This window comes from Sphingomonas sp. DBB INV C78 (assembly GCF_042693015.1).
Classification (GTDB): domain Bacteria; phylum Pseudomonadota; class Alphaproteobacteria; order Sphingomonadales; family Sphingomonadaceae; genus Sphingomonas_E.
Map to the genome: position 1 here is coordinate 2397343 of NZ_CP170544.1, position 12266 is coordinate 2409608.

The following is a 12266-nucleotide window of genomic DNA, read 5'->3' on the forward strand; positions in this document are numbered from 1 at the left end:
CTATCTCCCTGAAGCGCGCCGCGTTCATGCTTCACACCAAGTCGACTGCTACGACTTCATGGACAAGGATATCGGCAATCGTGACGCTGAGCTCGCGGCCTGAGACGGCGAAGTCGATCGCGCGGCCCGCCTCGAGCAGACGTACGCCGACGGGTTTCCGCCCTTCCGGCAGAAGCAGGGTGACGCGATAGGGACCTGTGCGGATCGGTTCGCGATAGCTCCCACGCATCGTCATGGGATTGTTGAGATTGACGAGATGCGCCGCAACCGACGCTTCCTGTCGCCAATATGCGATATCGACCATCCCGGGGCCCTCGACCTGAAGCGGCTGCGGAGCCTGATGTGCCCATGCGACGGCGGCGCCCAGGAGGCGCAGATGATCCCCATGGGAAAGCTCGGCGAAGCTGCGATCCAGGTCCATCGGCATGTAGACGACCCGCCCTGCTCCGGCCCGCCGGGCAATCATCATCGCGATGTCGCTCGAACGCTGTTCGGTGAAGACGCGCTCCATCGGCAGGTCCGGATAAGATGGAATGAGCGACACCGCCACCTCGGCGGGCGTCCGGACGGCGACGGGCAGGCGTGCCACTGGTCCGATCATCCGTCGCACGCTGCCGAAGCCCGCCACCGCTGAATGACGCGTATCGACGGCCAGATAGGCGTTGCGAAGCGGTGCTTCGGCTTTGCCTGCAACCGAACATCCAAAGAGATCCGCGAGCCCGAAATTCGCGCGGCGCCGTCCTGTCTCGTCGTAAAGCGATGTCTCGTGGGTCGCCACCAGGCGGCCGCCGCGCTGGACGAAGTGGCGCAGCGCATCGCACTGCCTGTCGGAGAGCACCGCAGCGTTCGCCAACACCAGCGTCCTGAAGCGCGCGAGCTGGTCGGTCGAGAGCAACGCATCGTCGATCATCTCGAACGGCAGTCTCGCCTCGAGCAAGGCCTGATAAAAGCCTTTCTCGTGACCCTCCAGCCGCTGGCGATCCTTCCAGCCGCCGAGAAAGGCCGGCGTGCGGCTCGATATTACCAGCCCGATCTCGGCGAGATTGGCGGTATTGCGCAGATAACGCTCATGCGCGTGATGCCAGTCGTAGAGCTCGCGAACGACTGCCATCCAGCGCGTGTCGAGCGGCTTGGCATTGAACTTCGTCACCCATGGGAGCGCGCCTTGCGCAATCGAGCCGGCAGCCCAGATGCGTATCTCCGCCGGATCCTGGACCGAATCCTTCCAGCGATAGCGCTCCTCGACCCCGACCGAGATGATCTGGCCCACCGGCTTGCCGGGCAGGAAGGCGCGCAACGCCTTCACATAGCGGCCCGCGCCCCAGGCCTCGGGCCCCGTCGACCAGAGATCGTGCCCCGCCGAGCGCGCCTGTCGGTCGCCAAAAGCCAAAGGCAGGCGCTTTGCGAGTGCAGCGCCGTCGAGATCCACGAGACCGCGACGATCGCTGCCGGGAATGAAAAACGCATCGGGGCGATGGCGACTTGCAGCCACGTTCCAGCGGTCGATCAGCGCGAAGAGGCGCTCCGACACCCATGCGGCATAAGCCCGACCCTCGGGCGTGGAGGGGTCGGGGTTGGCGGGTACGTCCTCACCCGTCGCCGCCCGATACAGCGATTGACAGCTGGCGCAATGGCACGTTCCGCTGCCATTCCAGCGATTGCCGAAAAAACCGTCGACGGGATAGCGCGCGCCGATCTCCTCGATGACGCGCGGCATCAGATCGAAATTATAGCCGCCATAAGCGCATGTGAGCGTGAGATCCGGCGAGCTGGCATGGTGTTGCGGTTCGCCGCTGGCATTGATCAGCGCCCATTCGGGATGGGCCGCGGCGACGTTCGCGTTCATGGCGTGAGGATCGATCCGCGCCAGGACCCGGAGCCCCATGCTCTTGCAGGCCGCAACCATCTCGCCGAACGGATCCTGGCCCGCGTCGAGGCCGCGGGCGCGGCCATGATCCGGAATGTCGGTCGGATAGAAGGCAATTCCGCCGCCGGCGCTCAGGCAAACCCCGTCTGCATGGATCGACCGGAAATAATCGAGCCAGAAATCCTTGTCGTAGCGGCCCGGATCGTCCTCGGTAAAAGCAAGCTGGAACCAACGCATCGGCTCCTTCGCCCAGGCGCCGGCAGTCGGTGCCAGTGAGCCGCCGCCAGCCACGAGCGCTCCGGGCATAGCGGTAAGAAGCGCGCCCGATGCTGCGAGGAAGTCCCGCCGACCAATCAGCATGGCCCCATACCTGCGCGGCAGCGCGAAGCCGCTTCCGCCCAAGATGCCGATTGCAGGGGACGGCCGACCGGCCGTCCCCTCATTTTGCCGCGGTTGGTGAACCTCACCATCCGAAGCGCATCGTAAATCCGAACTCGCGCGGGGCGGTGATCGTCGCGGACCGGTAACCGGAGTCGAACGGGATCGTGCCGAACGCTTCGAGTCCTTCGATAGCATTCGTGGACACCTGGGAATTGCCCTGACTGACGCGGAGGGCTCGCGTCTGGTCGAGCAGATTCTTCACGAAGAGGTTGAGTTCCCACTTCGAGTCCGGTCCGCGAAGGCCGACGAACAGATCGATCTTGGTGAAATCGCGATAGCGATAATTTGTATTGGTCGAATTATAACCCGGCCGATAGGACAAGAGGCCACGGACGAAGGGCGTATAGTCGCCCACCGGAAAACGCATCTCGCCGTCCGTCGAGAGGCTGAACTTGGGCACTTCGGAAATCCGGTCGTTACGCGCGCAGGTCGCAACCTGCGCCGTTCCCGGCACGCTCGGCGGACCGTCGGCATCGGGCACGCCATCTCCGTTGTAATCGTTACAATAGAGCATCGCGTTGTCGTAATGGGCATCCGCATAAGCAGCATTGATGTTGAAGTCGATCCAGCTCGCCAGACGCGTGAGAAGCTGGACCTCGACGCCCTTGCTGATCGCGGGGCCGTAGGTGGGCAGCGGCGCTGAAGCGGGGTCGACTTGTCCCGCAATGCCCGACGAGTTTGTCGTCAACGAGGGCGCAAAGTCGATATAGTTCTTGAAGGTCTGGTAGAAGGCCGCGACGTTGAGCGTCACCCGGCGATCAAACAGATTGCTCTTCACCCCGATTTCGAAACCGTCCGAGGTCTCGTCGGGCGTGCTCAGATATTGCGGGTCCAGTGGCGCGGTGACCCCGGTCGCCGCCACCCCCGGACGGAACGAGCGCCCGTAATTGCCGTAGACCGTGAGATCGGGATTGACCTCCCAGGTGATCGTGGCACCACCGGTCAGGCCGTCGGGCTTGACCGTGCTCGGAGTGGTCGTGTCGATACCAAAGGCCGGGATCTGGAGACGCTGCGTGCGCTTTGTCTTGCCCCAGGTCTGGCGGAGACCACCCATCACGCTCAGACCGTCGACGATTTCATATCCCAGCGATCCCGATATCGCATAGGATTTGCTGGTGATCGGCAGCGTTACCTGGACGGGGACCGGCACGACGAAGATCTGCGGCGGTACCGGTCCTGGCGCGGTCATGCCGGGGAAGATCGAGCCAAACGGATCGGTCAGGAAATAGTCGTTCTGCTGGTCCACCCGAACGTCGTGGAAAGTCGAATAGTCATAATTGCCGCTGATCGCCCAGATCAGCTTCGAGTCAGGCACCGATTGCAGACGGAGCTCCGACGACCACAGATCATATGGTGTCCGGACTCGCTGCATCAGCGTATGATCAGGCACCGCATTGCCGTCGTCCTGATCGCGCAACTGGTCGAGCCGGGTCCGTTGATAACCGCCATTGAATGCCAGCTGCGCCCACTCGAAATCATAATTCGCATTGAGCGTGACAATATGGCTCTCGTTCTGGAAGCGAAGCGGTCCTTCGCTCACCGCAAGCCGGTCGGACAACTCGATTGCCGGCCCGCTGCGTAGCGGGAAGAAGCTGTTGGGGCTGGGCTGATTGCCGGCCCCAAACACCGCGCGGAACGGGCGGACGTCGGTGTAAAGATATTGGTAGACGAGATCGGCCCGGAAGTCCGGCGTCGGTTCCCAGGCGAGCGAGAGGCGGGCGCTCAGCGTCTCGTTATAGGATTTGCGCCCGTCGATATTCTTGACCTGCGAGGCGCGATTGCGATCCGAGAGGAAGGCCGCGCGCAACGCGAGCTCGTCGCTGACCAGCGGAATGGAGGCGGCGCCCTGAACATTATAGGCGTCGCGGTCGGTCAGCGCGGCCTGGACATAGCCGGTGGGCCGCGAAAGATCGGGTCGGGCCGTGCCGATCACGATCGATCCCGCCGGCGACACCCTTCCACGAAAAAGACTCTGCGGCCCCCTCAGGACCTGGATCTGGTCGATATCGTAGATGGCGCTGAAGAAGGTATTCGGGTCGACATCGATTTCGTTGAAATAGACCTGAACGGCATCGCTCGAGCCACTGTCCGGGTTGAAGGAAATACCGCGCAGCGTTGCGACATTGCTGCGGCCATCAGCGTTTTCGAGCGACAGTCCGGGGACCGTGTTCTGGATCTCCTTGATGTCGAAAAGGTTGAGCCGCGCGATCTCGTCGCCCGATACGACGTCGACTGCCACCGGTGTGTCGATCAGCGTCTCCGCACGACGGGTCGCGGTCACGACGATCTCGGCCGCATCCACGCCAGCGGCGTCCGCGCCCTCCGTCTGGGCCATGAGCGGCCCTGCCCCAACAAAGGCACTGGCCGAAGCCAGCAGCAAGATACGCATTGTTTGAAAATCTGTCACCTGATCCCTCCCCGTTCGGGCCCTGGCAAGCGGGCCCGTTGCATTCGCGAACGGCGTACGGACAATCGTGCGGGCCAGTAACCGGCCGTTTCACGATATGGGACGGCAACCCGACGGTCCCTGCCCTCATTTTTCCGCCGCTGCCGCTACGTCATTGTGAAGTTTTGGCTTCCGGCATGATCCGCTGCCGTGTCGCGGCTTCAGAAATCCGGACGCAGGTCGATGAGGACGATCCCTTCGCCAACGCCCGCATCTGCGACCTCGGCCGGCCCGATCTGGGCAGCGATCATATGACCTGCAGGATGCACGCTCGGATTGCCATATTTGTAACCGCCGTACTGGACGATGTCGGTCATGCGCGTGTAGCGCGGCCGCGCCGGGTCGAGATCGAGTACGCACAGATCCATCCCGCGCCGGCGATCGTCGGCGCATTCGACGAGCGCCTTGCTGCCGTCGGGAAAGATCCCCTCAACTTCGCCGTAGAGCTGGGGGGGCGTCGGATAGCGTGTCAGCTTCGCGGTTCGCAGATCGACCGATACAACCTCCTCGCCAGCGGCTTCATGCGTCGGCGTAAAGCGGTAACAGGGCATCAGAAGCGCCTGATCGCCCGGCAGGAAGTCCTGGGCCTCCACCGAGCATTCGGTCGTCGTCACGACCTCCCTCTCATTCGCGAGTTTCGCGCCATCGGACGATACCGTTACATTGGCGGTGAAGATCGTCGTACCCACGGGCTCCTTTTTGACGGGATCGATCTTCATCTGGCCCCAAGCGACGAGATTCGAGTTCCGGCTGGTGGCGATCCCTTCGAAGACGGTCTTGCCAAGGGGCATCGGAGCCCGCTCCGCGCGGGCATCCATCCAGAACAGCTCGATGCGCGAGAAGCGCGTCTCCTCGCGTGTCGCTGCCGGCAGGCGCGGCCCCAGCAGGAGATAACTCCCGTCGGCAAGATAGTGGATACGCAAAAAGCCCTTGTTCGGCGAATGCGCGGTCAGGTTGCGGGTCGTGCCCGTTGCCAGGTCATATTCGAAAGCATCGCCATAGGACCGACCGATGAAGGCGAGCTTCTTGCCATCCGGCGAAAAGACCGGGCGTTCGCCGAAAGCCGAGATCAGGCGCTGTCCCACCGGCATGTCGTAGAGCGGATTGCCAGGGCGGTTGCCGATCGGCATTGATTTCGGGACGGCATCGCCTCGCCCGAAGCCCGGTCCCCCGGCGACAGCGGGTGCCATCGGGCTCGCCGCAAGCAGCACCAGCGCGGCGCTCGCGAATATCTTCATCTCATTCTCCATGACTATCGCGAATTAGCTGGGGCGCCGGGCTCAACGCGCGCAACCGCGCGATCAAACGATCCCATGATGCGGGATCAGGGCCGCGCCCGGGCCACGCTCATGTTCCATATCGTGGAATGGTGCCTTCCGGGGTTCGAGCGCGCTCCATATCGACCGCCGGGCTTCGCGATCGCGACCGGATGCCGGTCCGACCGATCAAGGAAATCGCATGATCTGGTCGCAGAATTACGATCCCACCGGGACGATATGGACGTCGGCGCTCATCGCAGGGGTGCCGCTCATCGTTCTCCTCGGCAGCATCGGCCTGTTTCATATTCGCGCGCATGTGGCCGCGCTCCTGGGCCTGGCTTCAGCCCTGCTCATCGCAACTTTGCTTTTTGCGATGCCCCCGGGTCTCGCACTGCGCGCGGTCGGCTTGGGCGCCGCCTACGGCCTGCTTCCGATCGGCTGGATCGTCCTCAACATCATGTTCCTTTACCGGCTTACCGAGACGACCGGGCAGTTCCAGTTGCTGCGCAAGGCGGTGGCCACCTTCAGTCCCGACAGCCGCGTCCAGTTGCTCCTTGTCGCCTTCTGCTTCGGCGCGTTTTTCGAGGGTGCCGCGGGGTTCGGTACACCCGTCGCTGTCTCGGGCGCCATGCTCATCGGCCTCGGCTTCACCCGCCTGCAGGCCTCTGGCCTCTCGCTGATAGCGAATACCGCCCCGGTTGCGTTCGGCGCGCTCGGCACTCCGATCGTGACCCTTGCCGGCGTGACGGGCCTGCCGCTCCACGAGCTGTCTGCAATGGTCGGCCGCCAGATGACGCCCTTCGCCGTCATCGTTCCAATCTGGCTGATGGTTGCCTATTGCGGCTGGGGCAGGACGAAAGAGGTATTGCCGGTCGTCCTCGTCGCCGGGGTAACATTCGGTACCACGCAGCTCCTGATTTCAAATCTGCATGGTCCCTGGTTGACGTCGATCGGCGCGTCGATCGCCTCGATCCTTGCGCTCGTCGCCTTCCTTCGAATCTGGCAGCCCCGGACCATCATGCCCGTCACAGCGGGTGCCGGTGGGGACGACGGCTCGCACGCCGGCGCCTCCGGGGCGAGGGATGACGGGCCAGGCGATGCGCCCGCAATCGCCGGTGCAGCCGCGCTCCGACGCGCCTGGTTACCGTGGATAGCGCTTATATTATGCGTCTTCATCTGGGGCCTTCCCGCCGTCAAATCGCTTCTCGACGGTATCTTCAGCCACCAGATCGCCGTGCCCGGTCTTCATGAAATGGTTCAGCGAATGCCGCCGGTGGTCGCAGCACCCGAGGCGGAGAAGGCCATATTCAACCTCAACCTGCTGTCGGCGACGGGCACCGCGATTTTCGTTGCAAGCATCCTCGGAGCCTGTCTTCTCGGGGTCCGCCCGGCAGCCGCGGCAAAGCTCTACGGCCAGACGCTGCTGATGGTGTGGCCCTCGCTTCTCACGATCGCCGCGATGCTCGGGCTGGGATATCTCACGCGCTATTCCGGCATCGATGCCTCGATGGGCCTCGCTTTCGCCGCCACCGGTCCCGTCTATCCCCTCTTCGGGACGATGCTGGGCTGGCTGGGCGTCGCCGTCACCGGATCGGATACGGCCTCGAACGTACTTTTTGGCGGCCTTCAGAAAGTGACCGCCAATCAGCTTGGCCTCTCGCCCATCCTTATGGCCGGGGCCAATAGCGCCGGTGGGGTGATGGGCAAGATGATCGACGCGCAAAGCATCGTCGTCGCCTCGACCGCGACCAACTGGTTCGGCCAGGAGGGGCGCATCCTGCGTTATGTCGCGCTTCACAGTCTCCTACTCGGCCTCCTCGTCGCGCTGTTCGTGACCCTTCAGGCATATGTATGGCCCTTCACCCTGATGGTGCCGCAAGGATGACGCGCACTATCGCACCCCTATCCGCCGCAAAGTCGCCCGAGCGCGATCGCCTGCGACGAATATTGGCAGACGCGCTGGCTTCGGTTCGTGGCGACCGCCTCATCGAAACCCAGAGCAAATTATCAGGCGACACCTGGTCGATCCGGTGCGGCGCAAACGCGGTCGACTGGGTCCTTCCAACCGACGGTCGTCTGCTGGTCATCGGTGCCGGCAAGGCCGTCGGAGCGCTCGCCCAGGGCGTCCTGCGCATGCTCGGCGACCGCGTAGACGGCGGCTGTCTCATTACCAAATATGGACATAGCGAGCCGACGGTCGCGATCCCCCAGCTCGAGGCCGGTCACCCGCTTCCCGATGACGCGGGAGTCGCCGCCACCGCGGCACTCCTCGAAACGGTTTCCGACCTTACCGAGCGCGACGCCGTGATCATGTTGCTCACCGGCGGTGCCTCGGCATTGCTCGTGGCCCCGGTCGAAGGCGTCACGCTCGCTGAAAAGGCACGCACGACGGAACTCCTGTTGCGTTCGCGCGCGTCGGTCGAGGAGATCAATTGCGTGCGCAGGCGGCTGTCGCGCGTCAAGGACGGTCGCCTGCTCGACCATATCGCACCGGCGGCGGTGCTCACCTTGATGCTTTCGGACGTACCGAGCGGCGACTGGCGGGCGATCGGATCCGGCCCGACGATAGCGGCCGGTGGCAGCGAGATGGATCCTCTCGAAATCGTCGAACGATACGGTCTGCGCGCGCGGCTTCCGGGTCCGGTGTGCGACGTCCTCGCCCGCCCCGCCGAGGTCCGCCCACCTCCGCCCGTCCGAAATGCGGCGATCGTCGTCGGCGACAGGCATACGCTGGTTGAGGCGGTGCGGGCGGCGGCCGGGCGCGAGGACCTGCCGGTCATCCCCGTTGATCTCGCCATGCGAGGCGACACCCACGACGCAAGCCATGTATTTGCGTCGGCCTTGTCCGGAGTGTCTCGGTCAGACCGACCGGCACTCCTCGTCTCGGCGGGAGAGACTACGCTGGAGGTGACGGGCACCGGCAAGGGCGGACGCAACCAGGAGTTCGCGCTCTGCGCCGCGATCGCACTGGATGGTACTGAAGGGGCGACACTGCTCGCGGTCGGAACCGATGGGACCGACGGACCGACGCCGACGGCAGGCGCGTTCGCGGACGGCAAGCTGTGCGCACGCGCACGCGCGATGGGGCTCGATCCGCAGGCTGCGCTTGCAGACAATGACAGCCACGGCTTCTTCGAGCGCACCGGCGACCTCATTCACACCGGGCCTACCGGCACCAATCTCATGGATCTGGTCCTCGGGCTCGCAGCGCCGACGTCGACGGCCGGTCCCGGGCTCGAAGCCGACGCGCGCGACGCCCGGCGCTTCTCCACGACCCGCAGAGGGGAATGACCTTGATCCGACTTGCCGCCAATCTGAGCCTCATGTTCACCGACCGGCCCTTTCTCGAGCGGTTCGCCGCCGCCGCCGCCGCCGGGTTCACGGGCGTCGAATTCATGTTCCCCTATGCGTTTCCCGCAGCCGAAGTCGCGGCGCGCGCCGAGGCATGCGGTCTTCCCATCATCCTCTTCAACATTCCCGCAGGCGACTGGGACGCTGGCGAACGCGGTATCGCCGCCCTGCCCGACCGGATCGAGGAGCAGCGTCGGGGAGTCTCAACCGGGCTCGATTATGCGCGTATCCTCCAGTGCAGGCAGCTTCACCTCATGGCCGGGAAGGCACCTGTCGACGACCTGCATGCGGGCGTGCTGCTCGACAATCTGGTTTACGCCGCCGATCTCGCCGCAACCCATGCCGTCGACATCCTCGTCGAGCCGATCAATACGCGCGTCGACATTCCCGGCTATTTCCTGTCGCACTCCCGGCAGGCCGCCGATCTCGTCGCCGCGTGCGGCCGCTCCAACGTTCGCCTGCAATATGATGTCTATCACATGCAGATCATGGAAGGGGATCTCGCTCGCCACGTCGAGGCCTTGCTGCCGATCATCGGTCACATGCAGCTTGCCGACAATCCGGGTCGCGCCGAGCCCGGAACCGGCGAGATCAATTATACCTGGTTGCTGCGCCATATCGACGCGCTCGGCTATGCCGGCTGGATCGGTTGCGAATATCGACCGCTCGGCGACACGGGCGAGGGCCTTGCATGGGCCCGGCCCTATCTTTCCGGAACGGAGAATTGAGCATGCGGATCGGCTTTATCGGCCTTGGCATCATGGGCCGTCCCATGGCGGGGCATCTGGCGGCACAGGGGCATCAGCTCAGCACGTGCACCCATCGCTCCGGACCACCGGTCGAGCTTGTCGACGCAGGGATGCAAGTTCTTTCCAGCCCGTCCGCAGTCGCGGCAGACGCCGAAGTCATCATATTGATGCTACCCGACACGCCGGACGTCGAACTCGTCCTGTTCGGCCCGGGCGGAGTGATCGAGGGCCTTGCCGCCGGCACGACCATAATTGACATGAGTTCGATCGATCCGCTGGCGACGCGCGGATTCGCCCGCAGGATCGAGGCGCGCGGCGGCAATTATCTCGATGCTCCGGTTTCTGGAGGCGAGGTCGGCGCTAAAAATGCCGCGCTCACGATCATGTGTGGGGGCGAGCCCGGAATCTTCGAGGCTGTGCGGCCCATCCTCAAGCTGATGGGCAAGAATATCACTCTCGTGGGCTCTTCGGGAGCCGGTCAGGTCGCCAAGGTGGCCAATCAGATCGTCGTCGCTCTCACCATCGAGGCAGTCGGCGAAGCATTGCTGTTCGCGTCGAAGGCCGGGGTCGACCCGGCGAAGGTCCGCGACGCCCTGATGGGTGGATTTGCTGCATCCCGGGTGCTCGACGTCCATGGCCAGCGCATGATCGAGCGCTCGTTCGAACCGGGCTTTCGCATTCGCCTTCACCAGAAGGATCTCGATCTCGCTTTGGCCGGCGCGCGCAGTATGGGCCTTACGCTCCCTGGAACCGCTGCGGTCCAGCAACTCCTCAACGCCTGCATCGCACAGGGTGGAGGAGACTGGGACCATTCGGCCATGGTGAAGGCCCTCGAGCTTTCCGCGGCCGCCACCGTCGGTTCCGATCAGGGCAGCTGAAACCAGAGCGGCGCCGATCTGCGACAAGCGCCGTTCACGCCCCTCGATGCGTAAGCTGCCCGCCGTGACGAGCCAGCAGACCATTCCCTCCGGCGAGAACCGCGCAAGACGCTAGGCAACCCGTTCGTCATGTTGCAGGGTCTGCTGCAGCAAAGGTCAGGAACGATGCCGTTGCAACCGCAAATGACGGGGGGAATCATCAACAAGGACCCGCTGTCCCGATTACGGGCAGAGCGTGTCGTCGTCCGGCTGCTGACCTTGCTCGATCGCAAGCGGGCAAACATCCCTGCGATCCTTGCCGAATCCGGAGTCCGCCAACCGCTTGGCGCCCTGCTGGAGGGGGGTCTCGGCCGTGTCGACGAGACGACTCTAAGGTTGTTGTCGTCGCGCGCCAGCCTTGCCGCCACCGACCTTCAGGCAAAAGCGATCGGCCGGCCACCCTTCCGGGGCAGCGACTGGCACCTCCTGTTTTACTGTCTCGTCAACGCCCGCACGCTGCGCGAGGCTATCGCGACCATGGTCCAGCTGTTCGATGCCATTGACGGGCGCCTAGGGCTGGCGCGGATGGCCACGGCCAGAGGTGAGGCGGTCCTCGTCTATGAAGGCGACCGGGGTGATGACGCCGAACTCGCTTTCTCGGTGGCTCTGAACGGCATGCTCAATATTCACGAGATTTTCGGATGGCTCATCGGCCGTCCGCTGGGCGGCACGGTGGAGCTTGATTTTCCCGAAACGATGAGGCCGCTCGCCGACGAGGATTTGATGCCTTTCCGGCTGACGCTCGAAGCAACGGCTCCGACATTGCGCTTTGCGTCCCGCCTGCTCGACGAGCCCGTCATCCGCTCGATCGACGATTGCGTCGCGCTTCCAAGCCTGATCTTCTATTTCGGTCTGGCGCAGGCCGACCATCCGGCTGCCGTCGCCGATCGCACGCGCCGCCTTCTGGCGCGGACACTGCGCGAGGATCGCCATATCCTCTCGCTCGACGAACTGGGGCGCCAGATCGGAATTGGCAGCATGACGCTGCGCCGGCGCCTCGCCAGCGCTGGCACCTCCTTTCAGGAATTGAAAGACGGCGCGCGCCGAGACCTGGCGCTTGATCTCATGGCCAACAAGGCATTGTCGATCGAGGAAATTGCCGAACGCGTCGGTTTTTGCGATTCCGATGCGCTGCGCGCGGCGGTGCGGACCTGGGTCGGAATGTCGCCGACCGACTATCGCCGCACCCTCGACGAGGCGCCCGGCCCCTGACCCACCGGCTCGATGCAGTCTCCC

General features: G+C 64.2%; 8 protein-coding genes. 5 read left to right on the top strand and 3 right to left on the bottom strand.

All coding sequences use genetic code 11. The features are described 5' to 3' along the window. Nucleotides 1-31 precede the first annotated feature (31 nt). From ACFB49_RS11370 to ACFB49_RS11380, 3 genes are all read right to left on the bottom strand, one after another. Entirely contained in the window at nucleotides 32-2269 is a 2238-nt protein-coding gene (locus ACFB49_RS11370) for an alpha-amylase family protein (protein ID WP_380879493.1), read from the bottom strand. 61 nt (nucleotides 2270-2330) lie between these two features. Continuing rightward, the gene (locus ACFB49_RS11375) at nucleotides 2331-4697 is read right to left on the bottom strand and encodes a TonB-dependent receptor (protein WP_380879495.1); all 2367 of its coding nucleotides are present in this window, start codon (nucleotides 4695-4697) and stop codon (nucleotides 2331-2333) included. Nucleotides 4698-4915: 218 nt separating this feature from the next. Next, the gene (locus ACFB49_RS11380) at nucleotides 4916-5992 is read right to left on the bottom strand and encodes a TolB family protein (RefSeq protein WP_380879497.1); all 1077 of its coding nucleotides are present in this window, start codon (nucleotides 5990-5992) and stop codon (nucleotides 4916-4918) included. A gap of 220 nt (nucleotides 5993-6212) precedes the next feature. On the opposite strand from ACFB49_RS11380, the gene ACFB49_RS11385 reads away from it, so the two are divergent. The 5 genes from ACFB49_RS11385 (at nucleotide 6213) to ACFB49_RS11405 (ending at nucleotide 12242) form a co-directional block, all read left to right on the top strand. Then, nucleotides 6213-7898: an L-lactate permease gene (locus ACFB49_RS11385; protein WP_380879499.1), complete on the top strand. Its 1686-nt coding sequence runs from the start codon at nucleotides 6213-6215 to the stop codon at nucleotides 7896-7898. A 62-nt stretch (nucleotides 7899-7960) separates the two neighbouring features. Then, nucleotides 7961-9304 carry a glycerate kinase gene (locus tag ACFB49_RS11390; protein ID WP_380879501.1) on the top strand — a complete coding sequence of 448 codons (1344 nt, stop codon included), beginning with the start codon at nucleotides 7961-7963 and terminating at the stop codon, nucleotides 9302-9304. Beyond that, the gene (gene otnI / locus ACFB49_RS11395) at nucleotides 9301-10092 is read left to right on the top strand and encodes a 2-oxo-tetronate isomerase (protein ID WP_380879503.1); all 792 of its coding nucleotides are present in this window, start codon (nucleotides 9301-9303) and stop codon (nucleotides 10090-10092) included. Before ACFB49_RS11390 ends, otnI begins: the two co-directional genes overlap by 4 nt. A 2-nt stretch (nucleotides 10093-10094) precedes the next feature. Beyond that, entirely contained in the window at nucleotides 10095-10991 is an 897-nt protein-coding gene (locus ACFB49_RS11400) for a 2-hydroxy-3-oxopropionate reductase (RefSeq protein WP_380879505.1), read from the top strand. 183 nt (nucleotides 10992-11174) lie between these two features. Further along, nucleotides 11175-12242 carry a helix-turn-helix domain-containing protein gene (locus ACFB49_RS11405; protein ID WP_380879507.1) on the top strand — a complete coding sequence of 356 codons (1068 nt, stop codon included), beginning with the start codon at nucleotides 11175-11177 and terminating at the stop codon, nucleotides 12240-12242. Nucleotides 12243-12266: the final 24 nt, after the last annotated feature.